The sequence below is a fragment of the Galbitalea sp. SE-J8 genome, assembly GCF_030345695.1.
Lineage (GTDB): Bacteria > Actinomycetota > Actinomycetes > Actinomycetales > Microbacteriaceae > JAUASV01.
In genome coordinates this window covers 1-20823 of record NZ_JAUASV010000028.1, presented here as the reverse complement: position 1 = coordinate 20823, position 20823 = coordinate 1, and the positions used below count along the sequence as shown (strand labels likewise).

At 73.5% G+C, this 20823-nt stretch carries 17 protein-coding genes and 1 riboswitch; of the genes, 8 read left to right on the top strand and 9 right to left on the bottom strand.

Annotated features, from left to right (window positions below):
• Window positions 1–36 precede the first annotated feature (36 nt).
• The 4 genes from QT381_RS14405 to QT381_RS14390 all read left to right on the top strand — a co-directional run bounded on the left by QT381_RS14405 (window position 37) and on the right by QT381_RS14390 (window position 3690).
• Window positions 37–1536, top strand: a complete 1500-nt coding sequence (locus tag QT381_RS14405; protein WP_289249732.1) for a DUF7059 domain-containing protein — start codon at window positions 37–39, stop codon at window positions 1534–1536.
• Between the two features lie 167 nt (window positions 1537–1703).
• A complete protein-coding gene (locus QT381_RS14400) occupies window positions 1704–2099 on the top strand; it encodes a PPOX class F420-dependent oxidoreductase (RefSeq protein ID WP_289249731.1) in 396 nt (131 codons plus the stop codon).
• A 22-nt stretch (window positions 2100–2121) separates the two neighbouring features.
• Window positions 2122–2688: a TetR/AcrR family transcriptional regulator gene (locus QT381_RS14395; protein ID WP_289249730.1), complete on the top strand. Its 567-nt coding sequence runs from the start codon at window positions 2122–2124 to the stop codon at window positions 2686–2688.
• 138 nt (window positions 2689–2826) lie between these two features.
• Window positions 2827–3690 (top strand): DUF3097 family protein, encoded by an 864-nt coding sequence (locus QT381_RS14390; protein ID WP_289249729.1) that lies wholly within the window; start codon window positions 2827–2829, stop codon window positions 3688–3690.
• 83 nt (window positions 3691–3773) lie between these two features.
• Here the strand turns inward: QT381_RS14390 and QT381_RS14385 are convergent, their stop codons facing one another.
• The 7 genes from QT381_RS14385 to glgX form a co-directional block, all read right to left on the bottom strand.
• The gene (locus QT381_RS14385) at window positions 3774–5489 is read right to left on the bottom strand and encodes a long-chain-fatty-acid--CoA ligase (RefSeq protein WP_289249728.1); all 1716 of its coding nucleotides are present in this window, start codon (window positions 5487–5489) and stop codon (window positions 3774–3776) included.
• Window positions 5490–5565: 76 nt separating this feature from the next.
• The gene (locus QT381_RS14380) at window positions 5566–6150 is read right to left on the bottom strand and encodes a TIGR03086 family metal-binding protein (protein WP_289249727.1); all 585 of its coding nucleotides are present in this window, start codon (window positions 6148–6150) and stop codon (window positions 5566–5568) included.
• Window positions 6151–6255: 105 nt separating this feature from the next.
• Window positions 6256–7362, bottom strand: coding sequence for an Rv2578c family radical SAM protein (locus tag QT381_RS14375; RefSeq protein WP_289249726.1), 1107 nt, complete (start codon window positions 7360–7362; stop codon window positions 6256–6258).
• A 133-nt stretch (window positions 7363–7495) separates the two neighbouring features.
• Entirely contained in the window at window positions 7496–8053 is a 558-nt protein-coding gene (locus tag QT381_RS14370) for a YceI family protein (RefSeq protein ID WP_289249725.1), read from the bottom strand.
• A 95-nt stretch (window positions 8054–8148) separates the two neighbouring features.
• Window positions 8149–9909 (bottom strand): malto-oligosyltrehalose trehalohydrolase, encoded by a 1761-nt coding sequence (gene treZ, locus QT381_RS14365; RefSeq protein ID WP_289249724.1) that lies wholly within the window; start codon window positions 9907–9909, stop codon window positions 8149–8151.
• Window positions 9906–12224 (bottom strand): malto-oligosyltrehalose synthase, encoded by a 2319-nt coding sequence (gene treY, locus QT381_RS14360; protein WP_289249723.1) that lies wholly within the window; start codon window positions 12222–12224, stop codon window positions 9906–9908. The genes treZ and treY overlap by 4 nt, the downstream gene beginning before the upstream one ends.
• Entirely contained in the window at window positions 12221–14434 is a 2214-nt protein-coding gene (glgX, locus tag QT381_RS14355) for a glycogen debranching protein GlgX (protein ID WP_289249722.1), read from the bottom strand. The genes treY and glgX overlap by 4 nt, the downstream gene beginning before the upstream one ends.
• Window positions 14435–14585: 151 nt before the next feature.
• Between glgX and QT381_RS14350 the strand changes: the two genes are divergently transcribed.
• Both QT381_RS14350 and QT381_RS14345 read left to right on the top strand, forming a co-directional pair.
• A complete protein-coding gene (locus QT381_RS14350) occupies window positions 14586–15554 on the top strand; it encodes a glycosyltransferase family 2 protein (RefSeq protein ID WP_353889788.1) in 969 nt (322 codons plus the stop codon).
• Complete coding sequence (locus QT381_RS14345; RefSeq protein ID WP_289249721.1) at window positions 15551–16102, top strand: DUF1697 domain-containing protein; 552 nt, start codon at window positions 15551–15553, stop codon at window positions 16100–16102. Before QT381_RS14350 ends, QT381_RS14345 begins: the two co-directional genes overlap by 4 nt.
• 132 nt (window positions 16103–16234) lie before the next feature.
• On the opposite strand, the gene QT381_RS14340 is transcribed toward QT381_RS14345, so the two are convergent.
• The gene (locus QT381_RS14340; RefSeq protein WP_289249720.1) at window positions 16235–16861 is read right to left on the bottom strand and encodes a response regulator; all 627 of its coding nucleotides are present in this window, start codon (window positions 16859–16861) and stop codon (window positions 16235–16237) included.
• Window positions 16858–18360, bottom strand: coding sequence for a sensor histidine kinase (locus QT381_RS14335; protein ID WP_289249719.1), 1503 nt, complete (start codon window positions 18358–18360; stop codon window positions 16858–16860). The genes QT381_RS14340 and QT381_RS14335 overlap by 4 nt, the downstream gene beginning before the upstream one ends.
• A 29-nt stretch (window positions 18361–18389) precedes the next feature.
• Window positions 18390–18500: riboswitch (TPP riboswitch) on the top strand.
• 61 nt (window positions 18501–18561) lie between these two features.
• Here QT381_RS14335 and QT381_RS14330 point away from each other — a divergent pair.
• Both QT381_RS14330 and QT381_RS14325 read left to right on the top strand, forming a co-directional pair.
• On the top strand, window positions 18562–19173 hold the full coding sequence (locus QT381_RS14330; RefSeq protein WP_289249718.1) for an ECF transporter S component: 612 nt from the start codon (window positions 18562–18564) through the stop codon (window positions 19171–19173).
• Window positions 19174–19213: 40 nt separating this feature from the next.
• Window positions 19214–20662 (top strand): ABC transporter ATP-binding protein, encoded by a 1449-nt coding sequence (locus QT381_RS14325; protein WP_289249717.1) that lies wholly within the window; start codon window positions 19214–19216, stop codon window positions 20660–20662.
• The last annotated feature ends 161 nt before the right edge of the window (window positions 20663–20823 follow it).

Sequence of the window (20823 nt, the reverse complement as noted above, 5' to 3'; positions counted from 1 at the left end):
CGAAACGGTCACGGAGCTTTCAGGTTGAATGGCCGTGTGGCTGACTCCCTCGTCCCGGCGCTGCGCGCGGACCTCTCCGCGGCCGGATTCACCGTCGACGGGCTCGACGCCGCCTGGGGAGCGGATGCGGCATCCGCGCTGTTCCGATCGCACCGGCTGCCGGCGGTGCGCGCGCTCGAGTCCCGCGGGGATGCGCTCGCCGCGCTCGCGCGCCTGTTCGTGCTCGGGCTCCCGGTGCCGCGGCAGGAGGCGGACGGCGCGCTGCCGACGCTCGGCGTGGAGGGAGCGGTCGGGCTCGGTCTCGTCACGGCGGACAGCGAGACCGTGACCCCGGCGGTCGACCTGCGGCCCTACGCGTTCGAGGACGACGACGGCGTCGGGCAGTGGTGGGTCGCGAGCGACCTCGGCGAGCTCGCCACGGGCCGCGCGGTCGGTGAGCGCCACGTGCTCGGCATCGGCGGGGCGACGACGACGCTCACGAGCCTCGTGGTGCCGACCCGGGTCGGGAGCGCGCTGGACCTGGGCACCGGCTCGGGCATCCTCGCGGTGCACCTCGCGCGGCACGCGGACCGCGTCGTCGCGACGGACCTCTCGCCGCGCGCGCTCGAGTTCGCCGCGCTCAACGCCGCGCTCGCCGGCGTCGACGACCTCGAGCTGCGGCAGGGGGACCTGTTCGAGCCGGTCGCGGGCGAGCGCTTCGACCTCGTCGTCTCGAACCCGCCGTTCGTCATCACGCCGCGGGTCGAGGGCGTGCCGCTGTACGACTACCGCGACGGCGGCGCCGTCGGCGACGGGATCGTCGAGCGGATCGTCCGCTCGGTCGGCGCGCACCTCACCGCGGGCGGTGTCGCCCAGCTCCTGGGCAACTGGGAGTACCGCGACGGCGCCGACGGCCTCGACCGGGTGCGCGGCTGGCTCGACGGCACCGGACTCGACGCCTGGGTCATCGAGCGGGAGCGGCTCGACCCGGCCGCCTACGCCGAGACCTGGATCCGCGACGGCGGCACCCTGCCCGGCAGCGCCCGCTTCGAGCAGCTCTACGCCGCCTGGCTCGAGGACTTCGCCGACCGCGGCGTCTCGGGCATCGGCTTCGGCTACCTCACGCTGCGCCGGCCGCGCACCGAACGGATGCCGTGGCGCCGCCTCGAGCGCCTCACCGGTGCGGTGTCGGGCGGGCTCGGCTCCCGCATCGCGGCGACGCTGGCGACCGTCGACCGGCTCGCGCCGCTCACCGACACCGCGTTCGCCGAGCTCCGGCCCGAGGTCGCGCCCGACGTGACCGAGCGACGGCACTACTGGCCGGGTGACGAGCACCCCGCGGCGATCGAGCTCGTGCAGGGCGGCGGCTTCGCGCGCGAGGTGCCCGCGGGCACGGCGCTCGCCGCGGTCGTCGGCGCGTGCGACGGCGAGCTCACGGTCGGCACGATCATCGACGCGGTCGCGGGGCTGCTCGATGCATCGCCCGCCGCGCTGCGGGCGGAGCTGCTGCCCGAGCTGCGCGAGCTCGCGATCGACGGGCTGCTCGGCATCCGCTGACCTGCCGGGCGAATCGCGACCGCTCACCCGGGACCGGGGTGGGTCACGGCGGTGGCGCCGGTTTGAACCCCGCTGTGGTCGCGTGCCGGAGAATCCCCGGTCGTGTTCCCGCCCTCTCCGCACTGGAGTACTCTGTAAGTAACTAGTTACTTACAGAGGAGGGCACCATGCCGAGCGCGAAGGTCACCCCGCGGGACTGGGCGACGTGGCGTACGATCCAGCTTCAGACGCGGCGGCGGGATGGCAGCTGGGTCGCCACCCCGGTCAGCCTGGTGGTCGTCGACGGCCACGGGTATTTCCGCACCTACGACGCGGCCGGCAAATACAAGCGGCTGCGCAATTTCCCGGAGGTGCGGGTGGCGCCGAGCACCCTCCGAGGTCGCCCGGTCGGCCCGGTGCGAGAGGGGAGAGCTCGCGCGCTGCGCGGTTCGGAGGCGCGAATCGCATCCGAAGCGCTCGCGCGTCGATATCCTGTGCTGCACGGCTGGATGGTCCCGTGGATGCATCGCCGAAAGGGTTGGACGACCGTGCACTATGAGCTGACACTTGCCGACGTCGACTAGCGGCACGGCACGGCAGCGGGTCGTGGACGCCGCCATGGACCTGTTCGGCCGCCAGGGATTCCGCGGTACCACGATCGCCCAGATCGAGGCGGCCGCTGGCCTGACGCCGGGTGCCGGCGGGCTGTATCGGCACTTCGCGAGCAAGAAGGAGCTGCTGGAGGCGGGAGTCGCCCATCAGCTGCAGCACACCTCGGAACTGGGGCACTTGCTCGACCCCGTCGAACTCGCCGGCATCCCGGCGGGGTCCGGTCAGTTCCTCGCGGTCGCGGACGCGAGCCTGCGCCGGCTCGACGCCGAGCGGGACGTCAACCGACTGCTGTTGCGCGACCTCGCCGAATTCCCCGAACTGCTCGACCGCATCCGCGACAACGAACTGCGTCGTGTGCACCAGACCTTCACCGCCTGGCTCCGAAGTCAGGCACCGGACCCAGCGGTCGACGTCGGCGGGCTCGCCGCCGTGCTGATGTCTGCGCTCAGTCACTTCTGGATACTTTCCGATGCCTTCGGGGAGTACCCGCTCGAGATCGACCGCAGCCGGTTCTTGGCATCGCTGGCCGAGGTAGCGACGCGGATGCTGCGGGCCGGTTGACTCCCGAGGCCAGCGCACGGTCGGGGACCGGCGTCGAGGAAGGGGTGGCCCGGCCGGACCGGTGAATCGCGACCGCTCACCCGGCCGAACGCGGCGCGGCCACCGCCCGGTGCGGCGTCGCATCGCGAGGATGGATGCATGAACGACCGCTACGGCACCGACGTGCTCGCCGGATTCGACCGCCGCGCGAGGCCGGCGCCGCCGCCCGAGCACCCCGCCGAGCGCGGCCTCGTCGTCGAGGTCGTGGAGCCCGAGTTCGTCGGCGCCGTGATGCGCGTCGAGGTCGGCAACGTGCACCTCGAGGACCGCAACGGGCTCGTGCGCGCCTTCCCGCTCGGACGCGGCTTCCTCATCGAGGGCCGGCCCGTCACGCTCGTCGCCCCGCGCGCGGCCGCGCCGAGCGGGCGGGCCCGCACGGCATCCGGCTCGTTCGCGGTCGCGGACCAGCGCGCCCGGGTCGCGCTGCCGAGCCGCATCCTCGTCGAGGGCAAGCACGACGCCCAGCTCGTCGAGCGGGTCTGGGGCGACGACCTGCGGGTCGAGGGCGTCGTCGTCGAGCAGCTCGACGGCGTCGACGACCTGGCCGCGATCGTCGCGGAGTTCGCGCCGACCGCGGCCCGCCGCCTGGGCGTGCTCGTCGACCACCTCGTGCCCGGCAGCAAGGAGAGCGCGATCGCGGATGCCGTGGCGCGCTCACCGCACGGGCGCTTCGTGCGGGTGGTGGGGCATCCGTTCGTCGACGTGTGGCAGGCCGTGAAGCCCGCTCGGATCGGGGTCGCGGCGTGGCCCGTCGTGCCGCGGGGGGTGGACTGGAAGCACGGCGTGTGCGAGGCGCTCGGCTGGCCGCACGGGAGTCAGGCGGATGTGGCCCGGGCCTGGCAGCGCATCCTGGGCACGGTGCGGGGCTTCGCCGATCTCGAGCCGGAGATGCTCGGCCGGGTCGAGGAGCTCATCGACTTCGTGACGGCGCCGCCGCCGCCCCGCCCGTCCCTTCCCGTGTGAGGACGTTTTGCGCGCATGAGGACGGTTCGCGGCGTCCTCACGCGCGCAAAACGTCCTCACACGGGACTCGGGGCGCGGCCTCCTCAGCCCGGCTGACCGGGCTGCTGCGCGAGCAGGTCGTCGCGCACGATCTTGCGCTGCACCTTGCCGATGAGCGAGCGCGGCAGCTCGTCGACGACGTGCCACTCGCGCGGCACCTTGTAGGGCGTGAGCGTCTCGCGCACGTGCTTCTCCGCTGCCCTCTCGTCGAGCGTCGCGCCCGGCTCGAGCACGACGACGGCGGTGACCCGTTCGCCGTGGCGCGCGTCGGGCAGTCCGACGACCGCGGCATCCGCGATGCCGTCGAAGGCTTTCAGGGTGTCCTCGACCTCGGTCGGGCTGACGTTGAAGCCGCCCGTGATGATCAGCTCCTTGATGCGGTCGACGATCGACACGAATCCGTCGGCGTCGATCGCGACGATGTCGCCCGTGCGGAACCACGGCGCCCCGCCCGCGGGGTCGTCGACGAACACGGCGGCGGTCTCGTCGGGCTTGTTCCAGTAGCCGCTCATCACCTGGGGACCGCGCACGACGAGCTCGCCCGGCTCGCCGGCCGCGACATCCGTCATCGGGTCCTCGGGGTCGACGACCCGCACCTCGGTGCTCGGCATGGGCAGGCCGATCGTGCCGGCCTTGCGGTTGCCGGCGACCGGGTTCGCCATCAGCACGGGGCTCGTCTCCGAGAGCCCGTAGCCCTCGACGAGCACGCCGTGCGTCTTCGCCTCCCACGGCTCGACGACCGACCTCGACAGCGCCATCGCCCCGGAGATCGCGATGCGGATGCCGTCGAGCGAGACCCCCTTCGCATCCGCCGCCCGGGTGAGCCGGTCGTAGATCGGCGGAACCGCCGGCAGGAACGTCGCGGGACGCTTCGTGATCACCGGGAGCACGAGGTCGGGGTCGAATCGCGGGAACAGCACGAGCCGCGCGCCCATCGACATCGCGAAGGTGAGGCACAGCGTGAGCCCGTAGGCGTGGAACATCGGCAGCACGGCGTACACCACGGACGTCCCGCGCTCGATCTGCGGCACCCAGGCACGGGCCTGGGCCGCGTTCGCGAGCAGGTTCGCGTGGGTCAGCGTGGCGCCCTTCGGCCGTCCCGTCGTGCCGCTCGTGTACTGGATGAGCGCGACGTCGTCGGCGCCCGGACCGGGAACGGATGCCGCGAGCGGCTCGTGCGCGACGAGGTCGTCCCAGCGCAGCACCCCCGAGACCTCGGCGCGCAGCTCGGCGCGCGACGACCGCGCGCGAGGGATCGGCAGGTGCAGCGCGAGCCGCAGCCGGACGGGCATGCCCCGGATGATGTCGACCGAGACGATGCTCGTGACGCCGCGGCGCTCGGCGAAGCCCTGGATCGTGCCGACGACCTTCGACCAGGCGATGACGGTCGTCGCGCCGTGATCCTCGAACTGGTGCTCGAGCTCGCTCGGCGTGTAGAGCGGGTTGTGCTCGACGACGATCGCGCCGAGGCGCAGCACGGCGTAGAACGCGACGATGTGCTGCGGGGCGTTGGGCAGCACGATCGCGACCGGGTCGCCCTTCTTCACGCCGAGCTCGGCGAGCGCCGCGGCGGCGCGGCCGATCTGGGCGTCGAGGCGCGCGTAGCTGGTCTCGGCGCCGAAGAACTCGAGCGCGACGTGGTCGGCGTAGGTCTGCGCTGACCGATGCAGCAGGTCGTACAGCGAACCGGTCGGGGTCTCGATGTCGTGCGGCACGCCGTCGGCGTAGCTCGTCAACCAGGGGCGGGCTGCGTCGCTCATGCCACCATTCTGCCGGGTGCGCGCGCGGTCCCCCGCCGCGCGGTCATCCACTGCACGGCAGGGGACCGCGGCGCGGCTAGGCGGCCCGGGGCGTGGCCGGTCGCGGGTCGCGGCCGGTCACGGCGATCAGGCGGTCCTGCAGCGGGGACGCGTCGTCGACCGCGACCGGCGGCGCGTAGAGCCCGGTCGCGGCGAGCGTGTCGCGCTGCGGCTCGAACACGCCCCAGACCGCCCGCACGAGCTCGTCGTCGAGGTGCTCGTCGGCGCCGATGGCCCGGGCGAGGTCCCAGGTGTGGATCGTGACATCCGCCACCTGCTCGCGCAGGTACTGCGCGACGTCCACGGTGTCGTAGGTCAGGTGCACCCTGTGGTCGCCGGGCGTGTGGCGCCATGCGGCGCTCGCCGAGAACGAGTACAGCTCCCACTCGCCCTTGAGGTCGTCGCGCAGCGGCTCGATCTGCCGCTCGGCCTGCTCGAGGGTCTGGCCGTCGAGCAGGTAGGGCACCCACTGCTGCTCCTCGATCACGTGCGAGACGAGGGCGCGCACGTCCCACTCGGTGTCGGGGGTGGGCGCGGTCCAGTCGGAGACGGCCGCCACTCGGCGTCCGAACTCGGCGTGGGCGGTGCGCTGCAGCGCGAGCCAGTCGAAGTCGTCGGTCATGATGATGTGAAGTCTGGCACCGGCCGGGGACTTCCCGCCATCGGTGACCGGGCGGCCCCGCCCCGGCCATCGCGCAGCCCCGCCCCGGCCATCGCGCGACCCCGCTCAGAAGAGCGTCTGCCCGCCGATCGCGGCCGCCGCGGCGCTCGGCGGCAGCTCCTCGGCGAGCACCGGGGCCAGCATCCGTCGTTCGCCGTCGGCGTCGCGCAGCCCGCCGAGGGCGCGGGATCGCACGCCGCCGGTGACCGGATCCTCCCGCCCGCGCTCGAGCCCGTGCGCCCGGATCAGCGGTCTGATCTTCGCCGCGAGCCAGGTGCGGTACCCGGCCGGCGCGTAGGAGTTCGTGCCGTAGTACATCGACCGGTAGCGCTCGACGAGCTCGGGATGCTCGCGCGCGAGCCACATCATGAACCACTCCTTCGTGCCCGGACGCAGGTGCAGCGCCGTGTAGAGCACGGATGTGGCTCCCGCCTGCTTCGCGCGACGCAGCGCCTCATCGAGGTGGGCGCGGGTGTCGGTGAGGTAGGGGAGGATCGGCATGAGGAACACCGAGCAGTCGAGCCCCGCGTCGCGCACCGCCGTGACCGTCGCGAGCCGCGCGGACGTCGACGGCGTGCCGGGCTCGATCGACTGCTGCAGCTCGTCGTCGTAGACCGCGATCGACATCGCCAGATCGACGGCGGTGTGCCGCGCGGCCTCGGCCAGCAGCGGGAGGTCGCGCCGCAGCAACGAGCCCTTCGTGAGGATCGAGAACGGCGTGCCGTGCTGCGCGAGCGCCGCGACGACGCCGGGCATGAGCCGGTAGCGGCCCTCGGCGCGCTGGTACGGGTCGGTGTTCGTGCCGAGGGCGACGGCGGGGATCGGCTCGCGGCGCCGGGCGAGCTCGCGCGCGACGACCTCGGCGACGTTCACCTTGACGATGATCTCGCTGTCGAAGTCGGCTCCCGCGTCGAGTTCGAGGTACTCGTGGGTGCGCCGCGCGAAGCAGTACACGCACGCGTGGCTGCAGCCGCGGTAGGGGTTGATCGTCCATGCACCGCCCATGAAGCCCTGGCCGGGCACGCGGTTGAGCGCCGTCTTCGCGAGCACCTCGTGGAAGGTGATGCCGGCGAACTCGGGGGTGCGCACGCTGCGCACCACGTCGTGCAGTCGCGCGAGCCCGGACAGCGCCGCGGGCTCCTCGGCGTCGACCGCCTGTGCATCCCATCGCATGCGCACCATTCGAACACGTGTTCGAATGGTGCGCAACCGCGTCAGCGAGGTCTCGGGCGCTTCGGGACGGCGCCGGCGCGTCTCCTCGGCCGGCGCGTCTCCTCGGCCGACGGGCCCCGGCGCGCGGGCCCGCTCAGCTCGCGAGGGCGAACTGGGCGTCGATCGTGATGGTGACCTTGTCGCCGAGGGTGAGTCCGCCGGCCTCGGTGGCCGCGTTCCAGCTCACGCCGAAGTCGTGGCGGTTGATCTCGAGCGTGCCCGAGGCGCCGGCCTTGGTGTTGCCGTAGGCGTCGGCCGTGATGCCGCCGAGCTCGCCCGTGATCGTGACGGGCTTCGTCACGCCGCGCAGGGTGAGGTCGCCCGCGAGCACGTAGGCCGAGCCGTCGTGCGAGAGCGTGGTCGACACGAACGTGATCTGCGGGAACTCGTCGATCGCGAAGAAGTCGCTCGTGCGCAGGTGGCCGTCGCGCTGCGCCTGGCCCGTGCTGACGCTCGCCACGTCGATGGTCGCGGTGACGGTGGTGTCCTCGGGGTGCTCGCCCGTGACGACGGTGGCGTCCCAGGTGCCGAAGGTGCCGCGCACCCTGCTGATCGCGAGGTGGCGCACCGAGAACGAGATCTCGGAGTGCGCGGCGTCGAGGGTCCAGGTGCCCGTGCGGTAGCCCGGGATCGCGTCGGCGGTGATGGCCATGGGTAGTCTCCTCAGAAGGTTGTCGCGTCAATCAATGACGTGTCAACCAATCTAATGCGTCCCGGCGCGGGGATATTCCCGACGACGCGGGCCCCTCAACCCGCGAAGCGGGCGCGCCGGAGGATCACGGCGCTGAGCGGGCCGAGCGCGATCTCGTCGGCCGAGACGGATGCGGCTCCCGCGCCGAGGCGCGCGCCGGTGTCGAGGAGCACCTCGCCGGTCACTCCGAACGAGCGCACCCCGTCGGAGAGGTTCACGAGCACGCTCACGCCGCCGCGGTCGAGCCGGGCGGTGCGCGACCCGTCCGACACGGCGGCGCCGAGCGCCGCGAACGCCGGGTCGGTGAGCTCGGGGAGCTCGCGCCGCAGCCGGATCAGGTCGCGGTGCAGCACGAGCAGCGCGGCGTGGTGACCGGATGCCGGCTCGGCCCAGTCGAGCTTCGAGCGACGGAAAGCGGCCGGGTCCTGCGGATCGGGCACGACGGACGGGTCCCACCCCATCCGCTCGAACTCCGCGATGCGGCCCTCGGCGGTCGCGCGGCCGAGCTCCTCCTCCGGGTGCGAGGTGAAGAACTGCCAGGGCGTCGTGGCGCCCCACTCCTCGCCCATGAACAGCATGGGCGTTCCGGGAGCGGTGAGCACGAGCACGGCGCCGATGGCCAGTTCTCGGGGGCCGAGGGTCGCGCCGAGCCGGTCGCCGGTGGCGCGGTTGCCGATCTGGTCGTGGTCCTGCGCGAACTCGACGAGCCGGTAGGTCGGCACCTCCGCGGGGATCGGATGCCCGTGATCGCGCCCGCGGAACGACGAGTGGCCGCCGTCGTGGAAGAACCCGCGCGTCCAGGTCTTCGCGAGGGCGTCGAGCGACGCGAAGTCCGCGTAGTAGCCGGTCGTCTCGTTCGTGAGCGCCACGTGCAGGCTGTGGTGGAAGTCGTCGCTCCACTGCGCGGCGAGCCCGTAGCCGCCGGCCTCGCGCGGCAGGATGAGCGCCGGGTCGTTGAGGTCGCTCTCGGCGATGAGCGTGAGCGGCCGGCCGAGGTGCGCGCTCAGCGCGTCGGTGCGCTCCGCGAGCTCGCGCAGGATGTGGGTCGGCGAGTCGTCGACGAGGGCGTGCACCGCATCCAGCCGCAGGCCGTCGACGTGGAAGTCGGAGAACCAGCCCAGCGCGTTGTCGATGATGTAGTCGCGCACCGCGCGTTCGCCGAGGTCGAGGGCGTCGCCCCAGCTGTTCGCGTCGCCCTCGCGCAGGTACGGCCCGAACCTCGGCAGGTAGTTGCCGGACGGGCCGAGGTGGTTGTAGACGACGTCCTGCACGACCCCGAGGCCGCGCGCGTGCGCCGCGTCGACGAAGCGCTGGTAGGCCGCAGGTCCCCCGTAGGAGTCGTCGACCGCGTACCAGAGCACGCCGTCGTAGCCCCAGTTGTGCGTGCCGTTGAACGCGTTGACGGGCAGCAGCTCGACGAGGTCGACGCCGAGGTCGACGAGGTGGCCGAGGCGGCCGATCGCGGAGTCGAGGGTGCCGTCCGGCGTGAACGTGCCGACGTGGAGCTCGTAGATGACGCTGCCCGCGAGCTGGCGGCCGGTCCAGGCCCCGTCCGTCCAGGCGAACGCGCCGAGGTCGACGACGGCGCTCGCCGCGTGCACGCCCTCGGGCTGGAAGCGCGAGCGCGGGTCGGGCAGCACGGTCTCGTCGTCGTCGAGCAGGTAGCCGTAGCGCGTGCCGGGCGGCAGCGGAGCGCCCGCGCGGGTCCACCATCCGTCGACCCCGGCGTCGAGCGGATGCCGCGCGTCGCCCGCCACGAGCGTCACCCGGCGCGCGCGCGGCGCCCACACGCCGAACCCGCCGGCACCGGCGCTCATCGGCCGTCCGCGTCGGCCGGCGCGAGCAGCGACACCGGGTAGCGCGCGAGCAGCTCGGCGAGCGGCGTCTCTCCCCCCGCGTGCCGCACGCCGGTGAACACGTCGACGAGCGGGCCGCGGGGGAGCACGATCGTCGTGTCGCCCCAGCCGCCCGCGTCGGCCAGGCCGGCCGGCAGGCGCGTCGCGACCGTGATCGCCCCGCCGCGGTCGAACGCGACGACGTGCCGGGCGCGCTCGCCGAGGGCCGGCAGTGCGATGTAGCGGGTGAAGAGCTCGGGCCGGTCGCGGCGCAGCCGCAGGGCGCGCGACACCACGAGCAGCTTCGCGGCCCCGGTCTCGTCGATCGGCGGATGCGCGCCGGCGTCGATCGCCGCGAGGTACAGGCGCCGCTCGTCGAAGTCCACCGGGCGCCGGTTGTCCGGGTCGACGAGGCTCGTCTCCCACAGCTCGCTGCCCTGGTACACGTCGGGAACGCCGGGAGCGGTGAGCTGGATGAGCTTCGCGGCGAGCGCGTTCGACCAGCCCGGCTGCGCGACGCTGTCGACGAACCCGGCGATCGTGCCCGCGACCCGCTCGTCGTCGAACGCGGCGTCGACGGCCGCGTGCATCCGCTCCTCGAACTCCTCGGCGGGCTCGGTCCAGGTCGTCGAGTCGCCCGCCTCCCGCGACGCCTTCTCGGCGTAGGCGTGCAGGCGGTCGCGGGAGAGCGGCCATGCCCCGATCGCCGAGCCCCAGAGCAGGTTCTCGAACGGGCCGTCGCCGATCGGCGCGAGCTCGCGCAGCCGGCCGAGGGTCTGCTCCCAGCGCTCGGGCACCTCGGCGAGCACGGCGATCCGCGCGCGGGTGTCCTCGCCGCGCTTCGTGTCGTGCGTCGACAGGGTGGTCTGCGAGCGCGGGAACGACGCCTGGCGCATCCCCTGGCGGCGGTGGAACTCGCCCACGCCGATCGAGAACTCGCTCGGGTCGGCGCCCACCTCCGTGAGCGACGGCAGCCGGGAGTAGCGGTAGAACGCGGTGTCCTCGACGCCCTTCGCCATCACCATCCCGCTCGTCTGCTGGAACCGGACCGCGAGCTCGGTGGTCGGGTCGGACGCCAGCCACTGCAGCCGGTCGAGCTCGTCGGCGAGCTCCGGGCGGTGCCGCCTGGCCAGGTCGCCTGCCGCCGCGAGGTGCTCGACGCCCGTCGGCAGGTAGGAGCGGTAGACGGGGAAGCACGCGAGCAGCTCGGCGAGGGCGTCTGCGGTCTGGGCGTTCGGATCGGGCGTCACGCGCTCGAGCCGCAGCACCTCGCTGTGCAGGATGCCGTCCGCGATCGCCCGCTTCGTGCGGTGGATGAGCGTGGCCCAGTCGACCGGCTGCGAGCGTCCGCGCAGCCGGGTGTCGAGCTCGTCGAGCGCGTGCCGGCCGAGCGGGTCGACGAGCACCCGGTCGACGTCGGCGAGCGCGTCGTAGCCGGTCGTGCCATCCGTGGCCCAGAACGGCGGCAGCTCCTCGTCGCCCTCGAGGATCTTCTCGACGAGCACGTAGGCGCCGCCCGTCGCCGCGGCGAGCGCGTCGAGGTATCCGCCCGGGTCGGCGAGTCCATCCGGGTGATCGACGCGGATGCCGTCGGCGAGTCCCTCGCGCACCCAGCGCGCGATCTCGCCGTGCGACTCCTCGAACACCCGGGGCAGCTCGACCCGGATGGCGGCGAGCGAGTTCACCGCGAAGAACCGCCGGTAGTTCAGCTCGTCGTCGGCGCGGCGCCAGTCGATGAGCTCGTAGTGCTGGCGATCGTGCACGTCCCGCGGGGTCCCGTCGGCGGTGCCGGCCGCGATCGGGAACCGGTGGTCGACGTACGCGAGCTCGGGAGCGCCATCCGGTCCGGTCTCGATCGTGAGCGCGTCGAGGTCGTCGTCGCCGCCCAGCACCGGGATGCGGATGCGGCCCTCGCCGAAGTCCCAGTCGATGTCGAAGGCCTCGGCGAACCTCGACGCGCGCCCGCGCGCGAGCACGTCCCACCACCAGGCGTTGTTCCGCGGCGTGGCGACGCCCATGTGGTTGGGCACGATGTCGACGAGGATGCCGAGGCCGGCCGCGCGCGCCGCCGCGGCGAAGCGCTCGAGCCCCTCGGCGCCGCCGCGCTCGGGATCGACGCGGGACGGGTCGACGACGTCGTAGCCGTGGTCGCTGCCCGGCTCGGCGGCCAGCAGCGGCGACAGGTAGGCCCAGTCGACGCCGAGCGACGCGAGGTAGTCGGTGACGCGTGCCGCGGCGCCGAGGTCGAATCCCGCCCGGATCTGCAGCCGGTAGGTGGAGATCGGCACGCGGCTCATGAGCTGGACTTCGAGGCCGGGGCGGGCTGCGATCCGGGCGCGGGGCCGGACTGGGCGGCGAGCGAGCTGAGCGAGGCGGCGACCGAGTGGTCGGTCTCCGGCTCCTCCTCGCGACGGGCGCACAGCACGAGCAGCGACCGGCCCTCGACGGGCACGGTCTGACCGCTCGCCCGCGACTCGTCGCTCGACAGCCCCGTCGTGTCGACGACGATCTCCCACGCGCTGCGGCCGTCGTCGTCCGGGACCGTGAAGTCGACGGGCTCGTCGTGCGCGTTGAAGAACAGCAGGAAGCTGTCGTCCACGATCGGCTCGCCGCGCGCATCCCGGCCCGCGATGCCGTCGCCGTTGAGGAAGACCGCGATCGACTTGCCGAAGCCGGCATCCCAGTCCGCGGGCTTCATGAGCGAGCCGTCGGGGCGCAGCCAGGCGATGTCGGGCAGCGGCGCGCCCTCGTCGCGCTCGACCGGGTGACCGTCGAAGAACCGGCTGCGGCGGAACGTGGGGTGCTCGGCGCGCAGCCGCACGAGCGCGGCCGTGAACTCGATGAGCGGACGGTCGGCGATGTCCCAGTGCACCCAGCTGAGCTCGGAGTCCTGCGCGTAGACGTTGTTGTTGCCCTGCTGACTGCGGCCGAGCTCGTCGCCGTGCAGGATCATCGGCACGCCCTGGCTCAGCAGCAGGGTCGCGATGAAGTTGCGCTGCTGCTTGGCGCGCTCGCGCTGGATGCCCGCGTCATCCGTCGGTCCCTCGGCGCCGAGGTTGTACGAGCGGTTGTGCGACTCGCCGTCGTTGCCGTCCTCGCCGTTCGCCTCGTTGTGCTTCTCGTTGTACGACACCAGGTCGGCGAGCGTGAAGCCGTCGTGCGCGGTGACGAAGTTGATGGATGCGACCGGGCGCCGCCCGCTCAGCGCGTACAGGTCGGCGGACCCGGTGAGGCGGGAGGCGAACTCGCCGAGCGTCGCGGGCTCGCCGCGCCAGAAGTCGCGCACCTGGTCGCGGTACTTGCCGTTCCACTCCGACCACTGCGGCGGGAAGTTGCCGACCTGGTAGCCGCCGGGGCCGACGTCCCACGGCTCGGCGATGAGCTTGACCTGGCTGACGATCGGGTCCTGCTGCACGAGCTCGAAGAACGCGCTGAGCCGGTCGACCTCGTAGAACTCCCGCGCGAGCGTCGCCGCGAGGTCGAAGCGGAAGCCGTCGACGTGCATCTCGGTGACCCAGTAGCGCAGCGAGTCCATGATGAGCTGCAGCGCGTGCGGGTTGCCGACGTTGAAGCTGTTGCCGGTGCCCGTGGTGTCGTAGTAGAACCGCTTGTCGTCGTCGACGAGCCGGTAGTACGAGGCGTTGTCGATGCCCTTGAAGCTCAGCGTCGGGCCCAGGTGGTTGCCCTCCGCGGTGTGGTTGTAGACGACGTCGAGGATGACCTCGATGCCCGCGGCGTGCAGCGCGCGCACCATCGACTTGAACTCCTGCACCTGCTGGCCGAGCTCGCCCGCCGCCGCGTACGACGCGTGCGGCGCGAAGAAGGCGATGGTGTTGTACCCCCAGTAGTTCGAGAGGCCCTTCTCGACGAGCGTCGAGTCGTTGACGAACTGGTGCACGGGCATGAGCTCGATGGCGGTGACGCCGAGGTGCTTGAGGTGCTCGATGACCGCCGGATGCGCGATGCCGCTGTAGCTGCCGCGCTCCGCCTCGGGCACGTCCGGATGCAGCTCGGTGAGGCCCTTGACGTGGGCCTCGTAGATGACGGTCTGCGCGTACGGCGTCTTCGGGGCGCGGTCCCCGGCCCAGTCGAAGAACGGGTTCACGACGACGCCGAGCATCGTGTGGCCCGCGCTGTCGTCGTCGTTGCGCGAGTCCGGGTCGCCGAAGTCGTAGGTGAACAGCGACTGGTCGCCGTCGGGCTGGCCGGTCGTGGCCTTGGCGTACGGGTCGAGCAGGAGCTTCGCGGGATTCATCCGCAGCCCCTTCTCGGGCGCGTACTCGCCGTGCACCCGGTAGCCGTAGCGCTGCCCGGGCTGCACGCTCGGCAGGTACGCGTGCCAGACGAAGGCGTCGACCTCGAGCAGCTCGACGCGGGTCTCGACGCCGTTCGCGTCGAACAGGCACAGCTCGACCTTCTTCGCGGCCTCGCTGTAGACGGCGAAGTTCGTGCCGCTGCCGTCGAAGGTCGCCCCGAGCGGATAGGGCGTTCCGGGCCAGGTGATCACGCGCTCTCCCCCTCGTGGTCGGTGGAGCCGACCCTAGCGGGGCGGGTCGACCGGGTCGGAAGGTTTTCAGCGCCGGTGCGCGACGCACAGCGCTCGTTCGGCAATTCGCGTCAGGCGGGACGATATCGTGACCGTTCATGGAGTCGCGCTGATGCCCGCCCCCCGGGTCTCCGTCGTGATCCCGGCGTACAACGAGCAGGACACGATCGGGAACTGCCTGCTCGCCGCCGTCGACCAGACGGTGCCGCTGCACGAGATCATCGTCGTCGACAACCGGTCGACGGATGAGACCGTCGGCATCGTGAAGGCGTTCCAGTACGCGCACCCGGACGCCCCCATCCGTCTGCTGCACCAGGATGCGGCGCAGGGCCTCGTGCCGACGCGCAACGCCGGGCTCGACGCCGCCACCGGCGAGGTCATCGGGCGCATCGACGCGGACAGCGTGCTCGAGCCGACCTGGGTCGAGCACGTGCAGGCGACGTTCGCGTCCGACGAGGTCGCCGCGGCATCCGGTCCGGTGGTGTACTACGACATGCCGCTGCGCCGGTTCGGGCTGAGGGCGGACGACGCGCTGCGCCGCCTCATGCTGAGGCTCGCGCGCGAGTACTACTTCCTGTTCGGCAGCAACATGGCGATCCGGGCCTCGGCCTGGCGCGAGATCCGCGACGAGGTGTGCCTCGATGCGGACGAGGGGCTGCACGAGGACATCGACCTCGCGGTGCACCTGCACGAGCACCGGCTGCCGATCGCCTACGTGTCGTCGATGGTGGCCGGGATGTCGGCCCGCCGGCTCGACGACTCGCCGCGCGACTACCTGTACTACGTGCGGCGGTTCGAGCGCACCTACCGCCGGCACCGGGTGCGGCGGGTGGGCGTGCACGCCCCGATGCTCGTGTTCCTCGGCATCTATCCGGCGCTGCGGGTCGTGCGCCGGTCCAAGGAGCTGCGCGCGATCCTCGAGCGCATGGAGCCGATGGGCGCCCCCGACCGTGCCCGGATGCCGACGCCGACGCCGAGCGCGGCGCTGCCGCCCGCTGACGCGCCCGGGGTTGCGGCCGGGGTCGCGCCCTCGGCGGCGCCCGCTGGTGCGCCCGCTGGTGCGCCCGACGGCGGCGAGTGACCGAGCGCTTCGTCGCGCTGCTGCGCGGCATCAACGTCGGCTCGTCGACGGCGGTGGGCATGCCGGCGCTCGCCGCGGCATTCGCGTCCGCCGGCTACCCGGACGCGCGCACGCTGCTGCGCAGCGGCAACGTGGTGTTCACCGCGGATGCCGTGGCGGCATCCGCGGTGCCTGTGCCGGTGCCGGTGCCTGTGCCGGTGCCGGTGCTGGAGCGGGCGGTCGCCGCCGGCACCGGGGTGGCCGCGCGCGTCATCGTGCTCCCGGCGGCGCGGTTCGGGGCGCTCGTGCTCGCGAACCCGTTCGTGGAGCTCGCGGACGACTGGTCGAAGGTCGTCACGACGTTCCTCGCGCCGGACTCGCCGCGCGGGATCGCCGCGCCGCAGGTGCCCGAGCCGGAACGCATCGAGGTCGCGGCGGACGCCGTCTACCAGTGGAGCCCGCTCGGCGTCTCGAGGAGCCGCGTGGCGCCGGCCTGGTGGCGGCAGTTCGGCCCCGCGGCCACGACCCGCAACCACAGGACCTGCCTGCGCATCCTCGACGCCCTCTGACCCGCCCCGCCCCCGGCGAAGCCCGTGTGAGGACGATCTGCGCGTGTGAGGACGCCCCGGGGCGTCCTCACACGCGCAGATCGTCCTCACACGGGCTTCAGGGAGGGATCGGGGAGTCGGGGAGTCGGGGAGTCAGGGGCGGGGGTGCTCGAGGCTCCAGCGGGCGGCCTGGGTGCGGCGCTGCATGCCGAGCTTCGCGAGGATCATCGACACGTTGTTCTTCACGGTCTTCTCGGCGAGGTAGAGCCGCGCGCCGATCTCCCGGTTCGACAGCCCCTCGGCGATGAGGTCGAGGATGTCGCGCTCCCGCGGCGTGAGCGGCTCCACCGGCGGCGCGGACCGCGCCCGCGCCATCACCCGCTCGACGAGCGCGGCGTCGAGCAGCGAGCGTCCCGCGGCCACCGCGCGCACCGCCTCGACGAGATTCGAGCCGCGCACCTGCTTGAGCAGGTAGCCGTCCGCGCCCGCGAGCACCGCGGCGAGCACCGCCTCGTCGTCGTCGAAGCTCGTCAGGATGAGGCAGCGGATGCCGGCATCCGCGCTCTTGACGTCGCGGCAGACGTCGATCCCGCTGCCGTCGGGCAGCCGGCCGTCGAGCACGGCGACGGTCGTGCCGGCGGCGAGGATCTCATCCGCCGCTCCCGCGACCTCGCCGGCCTCGCCGACGACGTCGATGTCGGACTCGCCGCCGAGCAGGTCGACGAGGCCGCGGCGCACGATCTCGTGGTCGTCGAGGAGGAAGACCCGGATCGCGCTCATGCCGCGCCTCCCGTCAGCGGCACGCTCCAGTCGAGGGTCGTGCCGGTCGGCGCCTTCGCGGCGATCGCGAACCGGCCGCCGCGCGAGGCCGCGCGCGCCGCGAGGTTGTCGAGTCCGGAGCGCCGCGTCGGCCGCCCGACGCCGCGCCCGTTGTCCGTGACGAGCACGCGCACCTCGTCGTCGGCGACGACGACCGCGATGTCGACGCGGCTCGCGTGGGCGTGCCGCACGATGTTGGACAGCGCCTCGCGCAGCACCGCCTCGACGTCGTCGCCGAGCTCGGAGTCGACGAGCGTGTCCACCGGCCCGGCGAACTCGAGCGACGAGTCGATCGCCTCGCCCTCGAGCGCGGTGCGCACGAGCTGGTTGAGGCGCTGCTTCTGGCTGTAGGCCAGCCGCGACGGCTCCTCGCCGAGCTGGAAGATCGTCGTGCGCACCTGCCGGATGATCGCGTCGATCGCGTCGATCTGCGCCGAGACGCGCGCCTGGGTCTGGCCGGTCGTGGCTCCGAGCACGCTCTGCAGCCCGAGCCCGACACCGAACAGGCTCTGGATGACGTGGTCGTGCAGGTCGCGAGCGATGCGGTCGCGCTCGTCCGAGAGCGCGAGCCGCTCCCGGTCCGTGCGAGCCCGCAGCAGCGCCCACGACGTCGACGCGCTGCGCACGAAGCGCTCGGCGAGCTCGCGCTCGGCGCGCGAGAAGTCCGGCGCGCCGGTGCCGCGCGCGACGAGGAACGCGCCGTCCGGTGCCCGGTCCGCGTCGCCCCAGGGGACCACCATCGTCGGCCCGAAGCCCCCGATGCTCTCGCCGGCGCGCTCCTCGATCGCGGGCGCGGACACGCCCGTCGCGTGCTCGGCGAGGTTCTCGCTGATGTCGCGCGCGAGGGCGTGGAACGCGGGGGACCGCTCGAGGGTCGAGTTGTACGACAGCGGACCCGCCTGGGCGGCGAACCGTGTCGCGCCGGCGCGCACGAGTCCCACGAACGCGGCGTCGGCGAGCTGCACGACCTGCGCGACGACCGCCGTCAGGTCGGCATCGCTCACGTCGCCGGACGCGAGCCGGGCGTCCACTTCCTCGGCGGCGGCGATCCAGCGCAGCGCGAGCCGCGCCTCCTGCCCGACGCGCTCGTGCGCCACGGCGGTCGCCGCGAGCTCGGCGAGCCCCGCGACGACGCCCTCGTCATCCGCGTCGAGAGCTCCCCAGACCTCGAACGTGCCGAGCTCCCCGGGCACCGCGACCGCGACGAGCGCTGCGGCATCCGTCGGCTGACCGCGCGTGACCACGAGCTCGACCGCGCCGTCGTCGGCGACGATCGTGACGGATGCCGCCACGGCATCCGTCAGCTCGCGCGCGATCGCCGCGAGCTCGGTCAGGTCGCGCTCGAGGTCGGGCGGCGTGTCCCGGGCGACGCGGAGCAGGCGCGCGATCGTGCGGGCCGCCTCGGCGCCCGTCGCGGCACGCTCCTGCGCGCGGGCGATGACGGGCACGAGCGCGGGCACGTCATCAGGCTAGCGAGCGCGCTAGGGTGGTCGGCGAACACGGGAGTCCGGTGAGCCGGGCTGAGAGGAAGCTTCTCCAAGCTTCGACCGTCGAACCTGATCCGGGTCATGCCGGCGCAGGGAGTGACATTCTCTGGACGCGGTTCCGACCGGCACCACGTCCGCCCGTGCCTCCATCGCATCGATGAAAGGGGCACGACAGTGACCGCAACAACCTCCCCGTCCCTCCGCACGAGCGCCCGGTGGCGCGTCGTCGACATCGTCGTGGCGAGCGTGCTCGGCGTGGCATCCGGCCTGATCTTCTGGGCCTGGAACGCCGGCTACCAGGGGCCGTCCGCGCTGCTCGAGCCGGTGCTCCCGGGCCTGCAGGGCCTCACCGCCGGCCCGTGGCTGTTCGCGGGCGTACTCGGCGGGCTCGTCATCCGCAGGCCGGGCGCCGCGCTCTACGTCGAGCTCGTCGCGGCGTTCTTCTCGATGCTGTTCGGCGCGCAGTGGGGCGTCGACACGCTGCTGTCGGGGCTGCTGCAGGGCCTCGGCGCCGAGATCGTGTTCGCGCTGTTCCTGTACCGCCGCTTCGGTCCCGGCGTCGCCGCCCTCGCGGGCGCGGCCGCGGGACTGCTCGAGGTGCCGCACGAGCTCATCGCCTGGTATCCGGGGTCGTCGGCGCTGTTCGTGACCGTGTTCACGGCGAGCCTCGTCGTCTCGGGCGCCGTGATCGCGGGCATCGGCTCGTGGATCATCGCGCGGGCGCTCGCGGCGACGGGCGCCCTGTCGCGCTTCGCCGCGGGCCGGGAGCGTCGCGCTGACGTCTGAGTCGATCGCGCGGCCGGGAGCCGTCGGCCGCGACGGGACCGTGCGTCCCGTCGCGGTCCGCGCCGACGGATGGGGCTGGCGCCACTCCGGACGTCGCGCGTGGGCGCTCGACGGCGTCGATCTCGCGATCGGGCCGGGCGAGCGCGTGCTGCTGCTCGGCGCATCCGGTTCGGGCAAATCCACGCTGCTCGCCGGGCTCGCCGGCGTGCTCGGCGGCGCGGACGAGGGAGAGCAGCGCGGTGCGCTGCTCGTCGACGGCAGCGCCCCGGTCGCGGCACGGGGCCGCGCGGGCCTCGTGCTGCAGGACCCCGAGACGCAGGTCGTGATGGCGCGCGTCGGCGACGAGGTCGCGTTCGGCTGCGAGAACCTCGGGGTGCCGGCCGCGCTCATCCCGGGCCGGGTCGCGGAGGCGCTCGACGCGGTGGGCCTCGCCCTGCCGCTCGACCATCCGACCGAACGGCTGTCCGGCGGGCAGAAGCAGCGGCTCGCGCTCGCGAGTGTGCTCGCGATGCGTCCCGGGCTGCTGCTGCTCGACGAGCCGACGGCGAACCTCGATCCGGCGGGCGTCGTCGAGGTGCGGGATGCGGTGGCGCGGCTGGCCGATCGCACCGGAGCCACGGTGGTCGTCGTCGAGCACCGGGTCGCGGCCTGGACGGGACTGGTCGACCGTGTCGTCGTGCTCGGCGAAGGCGGACGGGTGGTCGCCGACGGCGCGCCGGAGACGGTGCTGGCGCGCGACGGCGCCGCGCTCGCCGCATCCGGAATCTGGGTGCCGGGCCACGAGCCGCGGCCCGCGATCGCACCGCCGCCCGCGCCCGGAGCCGACCTGCTCTCCGCGTCCGCCCTCGCGGTCGGCCGCCGGCGCGGCGCGCCCGTGCGCTCGGGCATCGACGTCGCGATCGCCGGGGCGGAGGCGCTCGCCGTCACCGGGCCGAACGGCGTCGGCAAGTCGACGCTGGCCCTCACGATCGCGGGGCTGCTTCCGCCGCTCGGCGGCAGGCTCTCCGCCCGGCCGGCGCTCGCCGACGGCCTCGGCGAGGAGCCCGCGCGCTGGCGCTCGCGCGACCTGCTGCCGCGGATCGGCACGGTGTTCCAGTCGCCCGAGCACCAGTTCCTCGCGGGCACCGTGCGCGACGAGCTCGCCGTCGGTCCGCGCGCGCTCGGACTGACGGATGCCGACGTCGGCGCCCGCGTGGACGAGCTGCTCGCGCGGCTGCGGCTCGACGCGCTCGCGGGGGCGCATCCGTTCACCCTGTCGGGCGGCCAGAAGCGCCGGCTGTCGGTGGGCACCGCGCTCGCGACCCGGCCGCGGCTGCTCGTGCTCGACGAGCCCACGTTCGGTCAGGACGCCCGCACCTGGGCCGAGCTCGTGGCGCTGCTCGCGGAGGTGCGGCGCGAGGGCTCGGCGCTCGTGCTCGTCACGCACGACGAGCTGCTGCCGCGCGCGCTCGACGCGCGTTCCCTCGAGCTCGCGGCGGTGGGATCGTGAGCGCCGCGGCCCGCACGACGCGGCCCGGGACGGCGCCCGAGGCCGCGTCCGAGGCGGCGCTCGAGGCCGCGTCGCCCGAGGCCGCGCCCGCGCCGCCCGCGCCGCCCGCGCCGCCCGAGGCCGCGTCCGAGTCGCCGCCCGAGGCCGCGTCGTCGGAGGCC

Coding starts and splice junctions, on each gene's coding strand:
- QT381_RS14400 (WP_289249731.1), top strand. CDS start 1,704: ATGCCGAGCGCGAAGGTCACCCCGCGGGACTGGGCGACGTGGCGTACG.
- QT381_RS14390 (WP_289249729.1), top strand. CDS start 2,827: ATGAACGACCGCTACGGCACCGACGTGCTCGCCGGATTCGACCGCCGC.
- QT381_RS14385 (WP_289249728.1), bottom strand. CDS start 5,489: ATGAGCGACGCAGCCCGCCCCTGGTTGACGAGCTACGCCGACGGCGTG.
- QT381_RS14380 (WP_289249727.1), bottom strand. CDS start 6,150: ATGACCGACGACTTCGACTGGCTCGCGCTGCAGCGCACCGCCCACGCC.
- QT381_RS14375 (WP_289249726.1), bottom strand. CDS start 7,362: ATGCGATGGGATGCACAGGCGGTCGACGCCGAGGAGCCCGCGGCGCTG.
- QT381_RS14370 (WP_289249725.1), bottom strand. CDS start 8,053: ATGGCCATCACCGCCGACGCGATCCCGGGCTACCGCACGGGCACCTGG.
- treZ (WP_289249724.1), bottom strand. CDS start 9,909: ATGAGCGCCGGTGCCGGCGGGTTCGGCGTGTGGGCGCCGCGCGCGCGC.
- treY (WP_289249723.1), bottom strand. CDS start 12,224: ATGAGCCGCGTGCCGATCTCCACCTACCGGCTGCAGATCCGGGCGGGA.
- QT381_RS14350 (WP_353889788.1), top strand. CDS start 14,586: ATGCCCGCCCCCCGGGTCTCCGTCGTGATCCCGGCGTACAACGAGCAG.
- QT381_RS14340 (WP_289249720.1), bottom strand. CDS start 16,861: ATGAGCGCGATCCGGGTCTTCCTCCTCGACGACCACGAGATCGTGCGC.